We start from the raw sequence: 14,493 nt of genomic DNA, 5'->3' as shown, positions 1-14,493 counted from the left end.
CGCACCTTGAATTTTGCGCCACCTCCGTGAGGTGGGGAGGCCGGCCAGATGATTCTCAGATTTATTTTTAGGGCCGCTGACAGCTAACGCTTATTTTGTTAGTAAGGTTGAGGGTGCCATTCAGCGATTTGGGAGGGGCGGGCCTACCGGCTGTGTCTGAAAATAAATCTGTCCCATTTTTGTACGGATTAAGGTGGTCGAATGGAACCAGGCACCGAATGGGACATATTTCCCCAAGAAGGGAAATGACACAAAAGCCTTTGAGGGAAATGTTCCTCAGTCGGTTCTTGATAGTTTAGGGTTGAATTGATGAAAATTTATCAGGGTAGTATTTCTAAAGAGTCGTTGAATCTGTTTGTTTCGGATATTGGTTCCGGAGAGTTTTTTTCATATGTAGGGCACTTGGTTTCATTGGAGCAAGCAATTTCTGTTCTAGGTTTGCTTTCTCCTGATTTTATTGAATTTGATGGCCACGTTTTCTGGCAGCCTAACGCTCAGCAATACGAACCTCAAAAAAATTATTTGAAGGGACTGGTTGAGACTGAAGCTGGTGTGTTGGAACAAAGTGCATCGCGTAGAGACGTTGAACGATACAGAAATGTTTTTTCAATAAATCAGTTCTTTTCAAAGTGGGAAGATGCGCCGAACCGACCCGTATTTAAGGTTGGCCTGTCGGAAGAAGATTATCGTCTTTGTCATTTGTTTGCCGAGCAGATCACTAGATATTGGAAGCGCGCGTTATCAGACTGCTTTCCAGAGAAGGTGTTTCAGTTTGAAATTGCTGATGATCTTCTCGATGAATATGGGGTTTGTCTGACATTCTGGCAGCTGTAGTTGTAACCTCCGAGCCAAAGGGGTTACAGAAAGGGCGCTGTCCAGAACGTGTCACAGAACTGTGGCTCGTGCAAAGCACGTCCAGTCCCAGCGGGCTCACTTGGCAGACGACCCGGTTACAACCCACTCAGGCGGTGACGGCCGGACGCCACTCGGATTTCATGGTTTGCGCCCAGTCCCTTTTTGGTTGGCTGGCCATCACCTGACTCGCCCTTCAGGCGAAACAGCCGACGACCTATAAATGGCGGAAGGCCGCATGGAGATGCCGCAATGGCTTGGCATCGAAGTTCCACCGGGGTCAGTGTGTTATGAGGGGGCCCCAGGCCCAGCTCGGTTGGTCTTTGAAATGTTTCGCTTCAAATGCTGGCTTGAGTGCTTCGGGTGCTCCGCTATCCTTGAGTTGTCGCTGCCCATTCAGCGACCGGGCCTGAGAATCCGTGAAACAATAGGCGCACAGGCGCCACCATCCATTAGACTGCTGGCGCTATTTTTGTGTCCGCACGTCTGTGTCATGGCGGCTGTGCGCGGGAGGCCTCGCGGTCTGCCGGGTTCCTATTGTCCCGGTTTCTCAGCCTGCGCACAGCTGCCACCCTTCGCCTGAGAACGAATGTGGCAACTCCCTACATTAGGAGTCATGCATATGGTCGTTTTTACGGAGTCATGTTTTCAGTTTTCAAACCTCAGCATCCAAGCCATCGCTGGAGGTGCTCAATGAGTAACCTACCTTCAAGCAAGACCCTGGGTGTTATCACTTTTTCCACGTGCGGCTCCCAAGGCCGTGAGCTTTTTCGCGTTAATCCCGGTGTCCCCATTCTGGAGGCTATGGAACACGCCTCCCTCCTGCTGTATTGCGCCAAAGCACTTTCCTTGGATGCCGCACTGGAGGCGGATGGCGAGCGCTACGCCTGGGCATCGCATTATCTGGGGGAAATGGGTAAGGCGGTGATTGATGATTTGACGCAGGGGATGCTGCGTGGGGAGTCGGTATAGAGCGAAAAGGGGACGTGCTATGCGCCCTACGAAGCGGGGAGCCTGACTCCCCGCCTAGCGCTCTACACAACCCCCCCCCCTCACGTCCACCAATAGCGCACCAGATGAAAGAAAATTGGTGCGGCAAAGCACACCGAGTCCAACCGCTCGAGCATGCCACCGTGGCCTTCGATCTTATGGCCCCAGTCCTTGACCCCGCGTCGCGCTTGATCGCCGACATGACGATGCCATCGGCAAACCCCAGCAGGTTGATCAGCAACGCGATCAGCCCTGCTTGCCAGGGCTTGAACGGGGTAATCCAGAACAGCCTACTGGAAAAGGGGATACCCATTTTGGGTACGAGGGTTTTATACGCTTTTGAGCATCAAGCTAAAGTTTATGGAGAAAATCAGTGCGGCTGAGAAACAGATAAATACAACCCCGCCAATTCTATTGACGATCAAAAAACCTCTGCCAAGAGAAACTTTTTGTCGTGCTGAGGTGGCGATATAGGCATAGGTGAAGTGAATCAAGAGCACCAGTATGCAAAATGTGGATGCCAACAATGTGAATTGAGGAGCGAAGGGTTGGTCTGCCTTTATGAATTGCGGAAAAAGAGCCATGAAAAAAACGATTGGTTTGGGGTTGAGCATCGAAATTAAAAACCCCTGCCTGAACCGGGCTGTTACACTGGGGGTGTATTCAGAGTGCGTTATTTCATTGAGATTGCTTTGGAATTTTGGCTTGGACCGCAGCAACTTTAAACCCAGGTAGATCAGATAAGCCGCCCCCATTAGTTTGACGGCGCTCATCATCCAGGCAGAGCTGGAAATAATCGCCCCGACACTGCTTGCCGCAATGATAGAGATCCCCCCCATGCCGAGGGCCACCCCAAGGATTCCGGGCAAAGCGTTCTTCAGTCCATAGGTGAGCGAGTTTGTCAATGTCAGTAACACCCCAGGACCCGGGCTGGCGATCGTCAGGCATGATATCGTCACGTAAAAAATATATTCTTCCACTGTCTATCTCCACGTAAAAAAAGAAGGGCGTAAGCCCTTCTTATTAGTCAGCTTGCTTTCGAAATTTTCAGCGAGCGGTACGCTTGGCCTTCAAAGTACGGGCTGTCAACAAGCCGTTCGCCTTGTTCCTTTGCCACTTCCAAGTGAAAGCGCGTCGGACCAGAGTATTTGAAATGCTCGCGGGGAATTTCAAGGTCATGAGCGCGACGATAGTCATAGGTACTGGTCTCGCAGAAGAAGCGCATGACAAACGCTGCGCGCGAGTCTACGGGGCCATCCTCCAGCATGATGCTTCGGTGAATCACGTTCTTGTCGAAAATGAGCGCGTCGCCCACCTCGAATTCGTCCTCGACGGCAAAGTGGTCCAGTATCTTTTTGATCGCCGGGTCATTCAAAGGACCATCACGAAGGTGCACGAATTCATCAATGGTGGTCTCCTCGCCCCGCTCAATACGTTCCGACAGGAGTCGGAAGATTGCAGGGTCGACGTGTTCATACATGAACGCACCTGATACGGCGTCTTTAGGGACATACGCCATACCGCCTCGTTGCCCTTTGGGATCGATATTGACCAAGGGTGCCCAGATGGTGCAGCCATAGTCTTGCGCCTGATGATAGCCGAAACTTTGCGTACCGATATGCCAGGGGAAACCCTTGTTTTTCTTTTTTTCAAGCTCGAAGGAAAGAGCCTGGGCAAAAAACATGGTTTTACCCGTCAACCTGTTCATGACCTGTTTGAAGTGGTCATCTTGAATAAGGCTGGCAATCATCGGGTCGCCATCATACATATCAAATGCCAAACGGCTAAAGCCGCTCTGGTATTTGTCAGTAGGCGTAGAGATACGCTCGCCAATGGTTGATGTCAAATAACCGGTTATGTCTCTGTTGTAAAAATTTTTTAGAAAAAGGAAGCCCTGTTTGCGAAACTTCGTCACCTGATCTTCGGTTACTTGAAACTTTTCATTGATCATTACAGCTCCATATTTTGTTGGTTGATGCGTTTTGGCGGTGTGAGATATTTCCGTATGCTATTGAGCCTGACTCATTTTTCCATAGCCCAGGCATGGCGCGCAGCAAAGTGCCGCTATGGATGCGGGATATGAAAAATTAAGTAGGGGGGGTATTGCCGGAGTTCTAGGGCGTTTGAATAGCGGCAATTAGCATATGAGATGTCATTCCTTTCACTGGCACAGCTCCCTTAGTGAGAAGATCCTCTTCTCACTAAGGGAAAGTCTAATATGCTAGAAATACTTTGTAAACATTTTGTTGGGTGTGCAGTTCGCCAGAGGCATCGCAAATGCCAAGTGCGTGGTCTACGTTTGTGTCGACGAATCTGGCCTGGTAAAGCTGGGTTTTGAGGGCGTTATTCCGGCACTTCCGAAAAGATGACACCCCTCACGTCCACCAGTACCGCACCAGATGGAAAAAGATCGGCGCGGCGAAGCACACCGAGTCCAGCCGGTCGAGCATGCCGCCGTGACCTTCGATCATATGGCCCCAGTCCTTGACCCCGCGGTCGCGCTTGATCGCCGACATGACGATGCCACCGGCAAACCCCAGCAGGTTGATCAACAGCGCGATCAGCACCGCTTGCCAGGGTTTGAACGGGGTAATCCAGAACAAAGCACCACCGATCAGTGAGGCCAAGGCAATACCGCCGACAAAGCCTTCGACGGTTTTCGACGGCGACAGGTTGGGCGCGATCTTGCGTTTGCCGAACAGCTTGCCGCAGACGTACTGGAGCACGTCGGACAACTGCACCACGATCACCAGGTAAGCGATCAGCAGCAGGTTGCGGCCCTCGTAGCCGGCAATGTCCAGGGTCAGCAGCGCCGGCACGAACGACACGCAGTACACCGCAATCGTCAGCCCCCACTGGACCTTCGAGGCGCGTTCCAGGAAGTGCGTGCTGTCACCGCCGAGCGAAGCGAGGATCGGCAGCAGCAGGAACACGTAGACCGGAATGAAGATCGAGAACAGTCCGTACCAGTCGCTATAGATCAGCAGGTACTGCAGCGGCAGCGCCAGGTAGAACGCCGCCACCAGCGCCGGGTAGTCGCTGCGTCGGGTCGGCGTCAGGGTCAGGAACTCGCGCAGGGCGTAGAAGGACACCGCATAGAACAGCAGGATCACCGCCCCGGTACCGAGCCAGAAGGCGACACCGATCACCAGCACCATCACCCACCAGGCATTGATCCGCGCATTGAGGTTGTCGATGACCGCGTTCGGGGTACCCCGGGTGCGCCATTTGAGAACGAAGCCGATCAGCGAAGCCAGGACCAGGATCATGCCGATCCCGGCGAACAACATCAGGGTCTGCCTATCCATTTCAGTGTTGCTCCGGTGCCAGGGCCAGCAGCGCATCGCGGCTGCGTTGCAGGAAGTATTCTTTGCTTTCGTCTTCTTCGAGTCGCAGCGGTGTGCCGAAACTGGTGGTGCACAGCAGGGGCAGGGGCAATACACGGCCCTTGGGCATTACCCGGTTGAGGTTGGCGATCCACACCGGAATCAGCTGCGCCTGTGGATAGGCCCGGGCCAGGTGGAAGATCCCGCTCTTGAACGGCAGCAGGCCGTCCTCCTGGTTGCGTGTGCCTTCGGGAAAAATGATCAGCGAGTGGCCTTGTTCCAGCGCATCGAGCATCGGTTGCAGCGGATTGTCTCCGGGCTCCTTGCGTTCGCGGTCGATCAGCACGCCGTTGAAGACCCGCCTGATGATGTAGCGGCGCAGGGCGCTTTTATTCCAGTAGTCGGCGCCGGCGACCGGCCGTGTGAGTGTGCGCAGGGCCGGTGGCAACGAGGCCCAGAGCAGCACGAAATCGCCGTGGCTGCTGTGGTTGGCGAAGTAGATGCGTTGCACCGGATCGGGCCCGCAGCCGATCCACAGGCTGCGGGCACCGGTGATCAGGCGGGCGCCGGAGGTGATGAGGGTGGCAACCACGGGTTCGAGCATGACGATTCCTTATCCGGCGAAGGGCAGCCAGGGGCTGGCCAGGATGACGAGCAGTGGCAGGGAAATTTGTACGATCACCAGCAACGCCTGACGTTTGAGCAGGCCCAGCGCGCCACGGCTGCGCTCGGCCCAGGGGCGGGTGGCGGATTGCCGCGGTTGCAGGCCAAGGTCTTGCAGGGCCTGGTCCAGCGCCTCGGTACGGTCGCTGAGGTTGCCGGGGTCCTGTGCCATCAACTGGAACAGATCGGCGTCGAAAGCGACTCGAAAGGCCCAGTATTTTTGCAGCAGGCCCGATAGCACCAACCATGCGCTGATCACCAGGCACCACAGGCTGATCATGCTGAAGAGCAGGGGCGCCAGGCCCAGCAGAACGCCCAGTACGCTCAGCCCCATGGATAACTGGTCCAGCGAACGGCCGCGCCGCAGCAGGCTGGCGACCACATGCAGTTGCAGGTCAGCGGGCATCGGCGCTCCTCAGGCGAGCGGACGTCTCTCCGGGCATGAGCTGGATCATGGCTTCCAGCGCCTGGCGATGCTGCGGATGCAAGACCACCCCGGGACGGGCGGCGCGAATCAGCGCCATGGCCTCATCGATCGCTGTCGCGCGACCACTGTGCAGCAACCAGGCGGCGATCGCCGTGGCACTGCGCGAATAGCCCAGGGCGCAGCAGACCAGCAGCGGTCCGTGCGGGCGCAGTTCCTCGATGCTCAGGGCGGCTTGTCGGCATTGCTCCGCTGACGGTGCGATCAGGTCCAGCACGGGGATGCCGCAATAGGCCCGGCCCTGAGGGGCCAGCGGCAGTTCGGCACACAGGTCGACGATGGCCGCGAACGGGCTGGCCTGAAGTTCGCGTCGGCTTGGCAGTCGCCCCAGCCACAGGTTATCCATGACCTGGTCGGGCTGAGGATGAGACTTTGTCCAGAGTCGCGAATTGATCCAGGCGCCTGCCCGGTAAGGCGCAAATAGCCAGCGTGCAGCGGGGCTCAAACTGCCGTCGCCGCGTTTCTGGAAGCCCTGGGCGCCGAACACTGCGTAATTGAGCGCCACCAGCAACAGCGCCAGCGCCGGCCAGAGCAGCCACAACGCGACACCGGCGAAGCCGAAACCCGCGATGGCCAACAGCGCGGCCCCCAGTCCATAGCGAGCGGCCAGGGCAAGGCGTTTGTCATCGCGTGCCAGGCGCGCCACGGCCAACGGGTTGGCACGGTCATCCGGCCACAGCCATACGCACAACCAGCCGGCCAGGGCGCCCGTGGGGACGTCGATAAAGTGGTGTTGATAGGTGGTCAGCACCGACACACCGATCAGCGCGAACCAGCCGTGCACCAGCCAGCGCCCGGCGCCGGCGAAATGCCGGCGGTACATGACCCACAGAATCACCAGCAACGCGATATGCAGCGAAGGCGCCTGGTTGAAGGGTTTGTCGAAGCCCGCCAGCACCGCGAACAGCCAGCCGAACACGCCGTCCAGCGGTGGTCGGGGAAAGGTGAAGGTCAGCGGCCAGAGCAGGAAGCAGGAGACGGCGATGAACTGGGCCGTCAGCAGGCGCAAGGCGTGTCGATCGAGCTCGCGCTTGTTCCTGGGCAGCAGCAGCGACAAACCGTAAAGCAGGTCGATGGACCAATAGGGCACGATGGTCCAGGCCCAGAACGGCATGTGGCTTTCCCAGCCGAACACGTAGCTGCCGACGTCGCTGCGTCGGGCGGTGTACCAGGTGGCAAAGCCGTAGCTGGCGAAGAACAACGGCGCCAGCAGGATCAGCCACAGCACGGCCCGTTTCAGCAGGCCGGCTTCGCGAGCAGGGGTGATCATCATTGCACGCGTTGCGCCAGGGATACGCTGAAGATCCCCCATTCATCGACCCGTTGGCTGATCTTGCGAAACCCGGCCGCTTCCACCAACTGGTCCATTTCCGCCTGGCTGCGCCGGCGCATGACCCAGGCCTGGCCTTGGCGGTGGCTGGTCAGGGCGCGGGCGATCAGTTCCAGCTGGGGGTGCCAGGGTTGTCCGGTGTAGACCAGATAACCCCCCGGCTCGCAGGCCTCGGCCAACCCGGCGAGGGAATCGCCGACCATGCCGTTGTCGGCGAACAGTTCGTACAGGCCCGACACCACTGCCAGGCTCGGCTTGGGCTCCAGCGCGGCCAGGTCGGCGCGGTCAAAGGCATCGCCCTTGACGAACCGGGCGATATCTCCCAGGCCTTTTTCGACGATCAGCGCGCTGCCGTCACGCACGTTGATATCGCTGTAGTCGCGCAGCAGGATCGACTCGGGCAGCGGTGTCACCCCTTGCAGGGCTTCAAGGATATAGCGCCCGTGGCCGGCGGCGATGTCGACGATCCGGACTTCGCGGCCCTGCTCGCGCAGCCGGGTCATGGCCAGGCGTAGCAGCTCCTCGACATGCAGTTTGCGTTGGCGGATGCCGCGCCAGCCGATGGAGTTCAGGTAGTTCCGGTCGATCATCCGGCCCAGCGCGGTGTGGCCGGTGGGGGTGTTGCGGTAGACGTAGTCCAGGGTGCTGCCGGAGTCGAAACCGGTGTCGAAGCCGAGCTTGACCCCGGCCGACAGTTGGCTGCCCAGGCCCATGCTGGCGCGGGTCAGGCGCCAGTAGAGATCGCGCGGCGAGTTGCGCGGCAGGGGCGCTGCCAGTGCCTCGGATTCGGCGCAGGTCTCGCCGAGGCGATCCGCATCGAGCAGGGCGGGTCGGTTGACCGGCGAGAGGAAGTTCTGTTCGATGAACCGCTTGGCGCGGCCCAGGGCCAGATGCCGGTCGCGCTCGCCGAGGGTGTCGTGGAAGAAACCGGGCAAAACGTGTCGTTCTTTTTTCAGGCTGCCCAGGCGCTGGAAAAATTGTTCCTGGGGTTTGCGATGGACCACGAAGTCCGCGCCGGAAATCAGCAGCTGGGTCGGCACCTGGATCGCATTGGCATCGGCGACCACGCGGTCGGCGGCCTCGTAGAGTCCGAGCAGGACGTTCACCGAAATGGCCTTGGTGATCAGCGGATCGCTGTCATAGGAGGCAATGCGTTGCGGGTCGTGACTGAGGAATTTGGCCTTGACGTAGCTGTTGACGAAAAAGTTGCCGCGAAAGCGTCGCATCAGGGCCAGGCCCGGGCGGGCGAAAGGCACGTAGAGCTTGACCTTGAAGGCCGGGGAGGCCAGCACCAGGGCGCGGATCCTGGGGGCGTAATCGTGAACCCAGGTGGCGACGATCACCGCGCCGACGCTCTGGGCGATCACCGCGATATTTTCCTCGGCGATATCGAATGTGGCGCCGAGGTGATCGCAGAAGGTTTGCACATCGCGCACGCTGGTGGCGAAGTTCGGGCTGTCGCCGCGCGCGCCCGGCGACTGGCCGTGGCCACGGGCGTCCCAGGCGAAGAAATCAAAGGCGGGCAGGTCGAGTTCATCCACCAGGTGGGCAATCCGCCCGGAATGTTCATGCCCCCGGTGGAACAGCAGGATGGCCTTGCGTGGCTCGCCGGCGACAGGCGCGGTGGCCGGCCAATGGCGATAAAACAGTTCGACGCCATCATGGGTGCTGAAGGTCTGGGTTTGCTCGTCGCGCATTGCAATGTCCTTTTGCCGGATCTTGGCGAGTGGGGGGCGTGAAGCCAATCTCTGTGGGAGCGGTTTTGAGATTCAGGTTATTCGGCCGGTTGTTCCGCAGTGGTCCCGGCTTCCTTCAAACCTTGTCGTACCCGGTTGACCAGCGTGACCAGCAGCAGCGCCGCCATCAGCGCGAACAACCCATTTATCCATTGGGCGTTGATCAGGCCGAAGGCAACTGCGGTGGCGATAACGCCCAGGGCGAAGGCGCGATCGCTCTTGCCCATGGGACCGTCGTAGCGCCGCGAGGCACCGATCATCGGCCCCAGTACACCGGCGTATTCGCTGAACAGCGCCAGCAGGGTGACCAGCAGCACCGTCAGCAGGCTGACCTCGGGCAACAGGGCAAACGGCAGGATCAGCGCGCTGTCGGCGACGATGTCGCAGAGTTCGTTCAAGTAGGCGCCGAGCTTCGATTGCTGGCCGAACTCCCGGGCGAGCATGCCGTCGATGGCGTTCAGGGCCATGCGCAGGATCATCCACAGCGGGATGATCAGGAACACCCAGGCGTGCCCGGCGAAGGTCGCGACCACGGCGCCCACCAGCAAGGAAATCACGGCGGCGCTCAGGGTGACCTGGTTGGCGCTGGTGCCATTGTCGAAGAGGCGCTGGACCACAGGCCGCAGCAGGTTCTGAAAGCGAGGCTTGAGCTGGTAGATCGAAGGCATGGCGGCGACGGTCCTTGTCCGAGGGCGGTGAGCGGGGCCTGGGGCTCCTGCGAGCAGGAGAGACCGCTTATTGGCAAACGGATGGATTATTGCCAGAAATGACAGGGCCTGACATCAGGTTCCGGATAAAAATGTGTGCGGTCAGGCATATTCAAGAAACAAACCGATCAGCCAGGATGCCGGAAATGCATGAAAGGGTTGCGAGGCCGGTTGTCGAGATCGTCGCTCCGTAGCCCTGGCTTACAAGCCCTGTTTGGTAAGGCTTGCCTTGAGTGCTTCGGTTATCAGGGAAATCAGAATCGGGCTTGAGCTTGACTGCATGTATTTCCCGATTTTGGATTGTCGCTCCATCACTGTGCCTGCGTATTTTGATGCTCGACCTTCAGACGCGAGTGATGACAGTTCTTTTGGAGAAAAAGACTTCTCGTAAGCGGTAGCAAGGTTCTCGTCCCATCTAGGCTGGTACTGCGGGAGTAGCGCATTGATCTCGTTCGACAACGCGGTATTGGCGTCGGCAGCCCCCAGCTTTGCAACGAGCATTCCATAGGTTTGCGTCTGCTTGGCGGCCGACAGTGCAATGGCCGCGAGATCATCGCCAGCATGCGATTGGGCAACGAAACTGCGAGCTGCTTCATGAGGCGTTTGAGCAGAGGCTGCATTCGATAGCGCGAGGAGCAATGCGAAGGCGAGGGTGGCACAAAAGGGTTTCGTCATTATCTGGCTACCTGAAGGGTTGCGAATGAGTGCTTCGTCATTTCCTGGACGCTCTCTACAACCAAGCCATCACACCGCCATGCCGTGAGCAGGTACCACGCCGGTGTTGGCTAAAGCTGTAAGTCTTGTCGCGGCACTTGGCCGTGGCGCCCTCCGGCACTCGATCTGACTGGGTGTGGGCGGGACGGTGTACGGTTTTTCCGTCCTTATTCGTATACGAGCCGTGCTCGATCAGTTGCGCTTCGTCGGGGGTGACTACCTGACGATCGGTATCGGACCTTGCGAAAGCGGGCTGGAAAATCAAACAGGCGGCAAGCGCCACGTAGGCGGGTTTCATTGGCTGACCGATCCTTGGTGTACAGGGGGGAGATCCATACGGGTGTGATTACCGTACGTTCCTTTCGATCAGGATGGTAGCAATTTGGAATCGGTCTTGGTATTTCGTCGATGCAGCGTCTGTCCTGCTGCGTACAGCGAGCCTCGGACCGCTGAAACCACAGTATTCCCGCCGGGAATGTGCGCATGAAAATCGCGCATTTCATTTATGCCGTCGAATCTCGTAGCGTGTCCTCTCCCACCTATGGATATGGAGATGTGTCGTGAGTGATTCCCGCCTGAAACTGTACGTTGACGCTCAATTCACCAGCCCTTATGCGATGTCGGATTTTGTGGTGCTGCGGGAAAAGGGCATCGACTTCGAAGTGATTCCGCTGGACCTCGACACATTGGAAAACCAGGCCGATGGCTATGCCAGCCTGTCGCTGACCCAGCGGGTGCCTACCCTCGTGCATGGCGACTTCGCCTTGTCCGAGTCGTCGGCGATTGCCGAGTACCTGGAAGAAACCTTCCCGCAGGTGCCGGTTTATCCGCAAGACCGTCAACAGCGCGCGAAGGCCCGGCAGATCCAGGCCTGGCTGCGCAGTGACCTGATGCCTATCCGGCAGGAACGCTCCACCCTGGTGGTGTTCTATGGCATCCAGTCGGGCCCCTTGTCGCCAGTGGCCGAGGCGGCGACGCGCAAGCTGTTCGCGGCCGCACAAGCGCTCCTGGCGGATGGCCGCGAGAACCTGTTCGATCAATGGTCGATTGCCGATGTCGACCTGGCGCTGATGCTCAACCGCCTGGTACTCAACGGTGACGCCGTACCAGCTGTGCTGGTGGAATACGCGCAGCGCCAATGGCAGCGAGCTTCCGTGCAGGAGTGGGTCAGGTTTCAACGTCCTGCGCTGTAGTGGGCGACATTGCGCAGAGCCAGCAGGAATCGGTGCTTATCGTTTCCTGACGACAAACGCTATGGCCAGGGCGCTGACAACCGGCACCAGTGCCGTGGCGAAGGTCGCCCGCAGGCCGCTGGCGACAGCCTCGGGAGACGCGTTGGCGATGTCGGCGGCCTTTGAGGCGAACGTGAACACCGCACCCAGCGCCGAAGCCCCGGTAATCAGCCCGAGATTGCGCGACAGATTGAGCAGGCCGGAGACGACGCCTCGTTGCTGCGTCCCGACCTCGCTCATGACAGTGGTGTTGTTGGATGCCTGGAACAGGGCGTAGCCGAAGGTGACAACGATCAGCGGGCTGATGTAGCCGCCCAGTCCAAGTGTTTGCGGCAACAGCGACAACGCCAGGCAACCGATCGCCATGGCCATCAACCCGACAGCGGTCATGCGCTGTGCGCCAAAGCGGTCCGCCAGCCGGCCGGCGGGCACCCCGGTCAGCGCCGAGACACAGGGGCCGACCGAGAGGGCCAGCCCGACCCCTGCCGCGTCCAACCCGAGCCCTCGGGCCAGGTAGAACGGACCCACCACCAGCGTCGCCATCATCACTGTCGAGACGAGGGCACTCATGGCCAGGCTCCCGCTCAACCTGAGGTCGCGCAACATCGCCAGGCGAATGAGTGGCGAGGCAACCTTCGTCTCGGTGAGCACGAACAGGCCAAGGCCGAGGACTGCCGCGGCCAGCAGGCCGATATTGGGCGGGCCGAAGTGGCCGCGTCCCAAGGTCATGGCCAATGCATAAGCCGCCAACGTCAGCGCCAGCAGCAGTGTGCCCAAGGGGTCGAAACCGCTTCGTTCGGGCCGTGTCCCCTGACGATCCTCGGGCAGATGGCGGTAGCTGAGTGCAAACGTCAGCACGCCCAGCGGCACGCTGATGAGGAAGAGCGCGCGCCAGCCGGGCCCGGCGAGCAGGAAACCACCCAGCGACGGGCCCAAGGCGGTGCCGATGGCAGACAGGGTGCCCAGCAAGCCCATGGCACTGCCGGTCCTGGCCTTCGGCACCGTCTCGCCGACAAACGCCAGGGTCAGGGCCATCATGATCGCCGCGCCGAGGCCTTGCAGTGCCCGGGCAGCGATCAGCAGGCCCAGCGTGGGGGCGAAACCGCACAGCGTCGAGGCCAGGGTGAAGAGGACGATGCCGGCCAATAGCAGGCGGCGGCGACCAGTGAGATCGCCAAGCCGGCCAACGCTGACGATCAGGGTGGTGATCGTCAGGAGGTAGGCGAGGACGATCCATTGCACCTCCTGGAAGGAGGCGTCGAACACCTGTGCCAAGGTGGGCAGGCCGACATTGGCAATGCTGGTGCCCAGGGACGACAGCAGCATGGACAGCGACAAGCCGGCCAGTGCCCAGCGCGCCGAAGGTGGGTGTGGTGCATTGTCCATCGCGAGCGCATCTTGTCCTGCAATGATCGGTTTCATCCTGACTCTCTTTCGGCCGCTCCCAACGTGGAGCTGTCAGAAATCTACGCCGACGCCTAACATGGCGGAAGGCGCAGCATTTGCACTGTACTCGTGCGTTTGACGCGCTATCCGATCAAGCCATGCCACGGAGTGGTCCATGTCCACACCCGATCTCAATCTGCTGGTCACCCTGGATGTGCTGCTGGCCGAAGGCAGTGTGGCGCGCGCGGCCCGACGCTTGCACCTCAGCCCCTCGGCAATGAGTCGAGCACTGGCGCGCTTGCGGGAAACCACCGGCGACCCACTGCTGGTCAGGGCCGGGCGCGGTCTGGTGCCGACACCCCGGGCGCTGGAATTGCGCGAGCGGGTCGCTCGGTTGGTGCAGGACGCCGAAACCGTGTTGCGACCTGCCGGGCACTTGGACCTCAAGCAACTGGTTCGTACCTTCACGTTGCGTACCCGCGACGGTTTCGTGGAGAACTTCGGTCCTGCGCTGCTTGCCCGGATCGCGGAAGAGGCGCCCGGTGTGCGCCTGCGTTTCCTGCAGAAGCCGGACAAGGACAGCGCGCCACTGCGCGATGGCAGTGTCGATCTGGAAACCGGTGTGGTGGGTAGTAGCCAGGGGCCGGAGCTGCTGACCCAGGCGCTGTTTCGCGATCGTTTTATTGGCGTGGTGCGCCGGGAGCATCCGCTGAGTCAGGGGGAGATCACCCCGGCCCGCTATGCGGCCGGCCAGCATATCGGCGTTGCGCGGCGGGAGCTCGACAAGGGAGCCGTCGATGAGGCGCTGGAGCGGCTTGGGCTGTCGCGGGAAGTGGCCACGTTCGTCGCCGGATTTTCGACCGCGCTGTCACTGGCCCGGTCCACCGATTTGATTGCCACAGTGCCCGAACGCCACACCGGCAACCTGCGTACCCGCATGCACAGCTTTGAACTTCCGTTCTTGCTGCCGACGTTCACGGTGGCCATGCTCTGGCATCCGAGGCTGGATGCCGATCCCGCGCATCGCTGGTTGCGCGGGTGCCTTCGGCAAGTGTGTGCGCAGCTGGAGTGAA

15 protein-coding genes and 1 pseudogene are annotated in these 14,493 nt (G+C 59.7%); 4 read left to right on the top strand and 12 right to left on the bottom strand.

What is annotated here, in order from left to right:
* Nucleotides 1–309: 309 nt before the first annotated feature.
* Nucleotides 310–834 (top strand): hypothetical protein, encoded by a 525-nt coding sequence (locus UCMB321_RS30235; protein WP_084615102.1) that lies wholly within the window; start codon nucleotides 310–312, stop codon nucleotides 832–834.
* A 711-nt stretch (nucleotides 835–1,545) separates the two neighbouring features.
* A complete protein-coding gene (locus UCMB321_RS18670; protein WP_040069645.1) occupies nucleotides 1,546–1,824 on the top strand; it encodes a DUF3077 domain-containing protein in 279 nt (92 codons plus the stop codon).
* Between the two features lie 80 nt (nucleotides 1,825–1,904).
* Here the strand turns inward: UCMB321_RS18670 and UCMB321_RS30230 are convergent.
* The 11 genes and pseudogenes from UCMB321_RS30230 to UCMB321_RS18620 form a co-directional block, all read right to left on the bottom strand.
* Nucleotides 1,905–2,131, bottom strand: a pseudogene (locus tag UCMB321_RS30230) (phosphatidate cytidylyltransferase); the annotation flags it as partial.
* Nucleotides 2,132–2,171: 40 nt separating this feature from the next.
* A complete protein-coding gene (locus tag UCMB321_RS18665; protein WP_040069642.1) occupies nucleotides 2,172–2,822 on the bottom strand; it encodes a LysE family translocator in 651 nt (216 codons plus the stop codon).
* Between the two features lie 47 nt (nucleotides 2,823–2,869).
* Nucleotides 2,870–3,793, bottom strand: a complete 924-nt coding sequence (locus tag UCMB321_RS18660) for a hypothetical protein (RefSeq protein ID WP_040069640.1) — start codon at nucleotides 3,791–3,793, stop codon at nucleotides 2,870–2,872.
* A 424-nt stretch (nucleotides 3,794–4,217) separates the two neighbouring features.
* The gene (locus UCMB321_RS18655; protein WP_040069637.1) at nucleotides 4,218–5,150 is read right to left on the bottom strand and encodes a phosphatidate cytidylyltransferase; all 933 of its coding nucleotides are present in this window, start codon (nucleotides 5,148–5,150) and stop codon (nucleotides 4,218–4,220) included.
* Between the two features lies 1 nt (nucleotide 5,151).
* Entirely contained in the window at nucleotides 5,152–5,772 is a 621-nt protein-coding gene (locus UCMB321_RS18650) for a lysophospholipid acyltransferase family protein (RefSeq protein WP_040069636.1), read from the bottom strand.
* Between the two features lie 9 nt (nucleotides 5,773–5,781).
* Complete coding sequence (locus UCMB321_RS18645) at nucleotides 5,782–6,237, bottom strand: hypothetical protein (RefSeq protein ID WP_040069635.1); 456 nt, start codon at nucleotides 6,235–6,237, stop codon at nucleotides 5,782–5,784.
* Entirely contained in the window at nucleotides 6,227–7,588 is a 1,362-nt protein-coding gene (locus tag UCMB321_RS18640; protein ID WP_052451305.1) for a phosphatase PAP2/dual specificity phosphatase family protein, read from the bottom strand. The genes UCMB321_RS18645 and UCMB321_RS18640 overlap by 11 nt, the downstream gene beginning before the upstream one ends.
* A complete protein-coding gene (locus UCMB321_RS18635; protein ID WP_040069634.1) occupies nucleotides 7,585–9,342 on the bottom strand; it encodes a bifunctional alpha/beta hydrolase/class I SAM-dependent methyltransferase in 1,758 nt (585 codons plus the stop codon). Before UCMB321_RS18635 ends, UCMB321_RS18640 begins: the two co-directional genes overlap by 4 nt.
* 77 nt (nucleotides 9,343–9,419) lie before the next feature.
* On the bottom strand, nucleotides 9,420–10,049 hold the full coding sequence (locus UCMB321_RS18630) for a CDP-alcohol phosphatidyltransferase family protein (RefSeq protein WP_040069633.1): 630 nt from the start codon (nucleotides 10,047–10,049) through the stop codon (nucleotides 9,420–9,422).
* 240 nt (nucleotides 10,050–10,289) lie between these two features.
* On the bottom strand, nucleotides 10,290–10,763 hold the full coding sequence (locus UCMB321_RS18625) for a hypothetical protein (RefSeq protein WP_040069632.1): 474 nt from the start codon (nucleotides 10,761–10,763) through the stop codon (nucleotides 10,290–10,292).
* 55 nt (nucleotides 10,764–10,818) lie between these two features.
* Nucleotides 10,819–11,100, bottom strand: coding sequence for a DUF3761 domain-containing protein (locus UCMB321_RS18620; RefSeq protein ID WP_040069631.1), 282 nt, complete (start codon nucleotides 11,098–11,100; stop codon nucleotides 10,819–10,821).
* A 262-nt stretch (nucleotides 11,101–11,362) separates the two neighbouring features.
* Here UCMB321_RS18620 and yfcF point away from each other — a divergent pair, with 262 nt between their 5' ends.
* Nucleotides 11,363–11,995: a glutathione transferase gene (gene yfcF / locus UCMB321_RS18615; RefSeq protein WP_040069630.1), complete on the top strand. Its 633-nt coding sequence runs from the start codon at nucleotides 11,363–11,365 to the stop codon at nucleotides 11,993–11,995.
* Between the two features lie 36 nt (nucleotides 11,996–12,031).
* On the opposite strand, the gene UCMB321_RS18610 is transcribed toward yfcF, so the two are convergent.
* Nucleotides 12,032–13,456: an MFS transporter gene (locus UCMB321_RS18610; RefSeq protein ID WP_040069629.1), complete on the bottom strand. Its 1,425-nt coding sequence runs from the start codon at nucleotides 13,454–13,456 to the stop codon at nucleotides 12,032–12,034.
* A gap of 139 nt (nucleotides 13,457–13,595) precedes the next feature.
* Between UCMB321_RS18610 and UCMB321_RS18605 the strand changes: the two genes are divergently transcribed.
* Complete coding sequence (locus UCMB321_RS18605; RefSeq protein ID WP_040069628.1) at nucleotides 13,596–14,492, top strand: LysR family transcriptional regulator; 897 nt, start codon at nucleotides 13,596–13,598, stop codon at nucleotides 14,490–14,492.
* The last annotated feature ends 1 nt before the right edge of the window (nucleotide 14,493 follow it).

Source organism: Pseudomonas batumici (assembly GCF_000820515.1).
GTDB lineage: Bacteria > Pseudomonadota > Gammaproteobacteria > Pseudomonadales > Pseudomonadaceae > Aquipseudomonas > Aquipseudomonas batumici.
The sequence above is the reverse complement of the archived record's forward strand: the minus strand, read 5'-3'. Positions and strand labels throughout refer to the sequence as shown.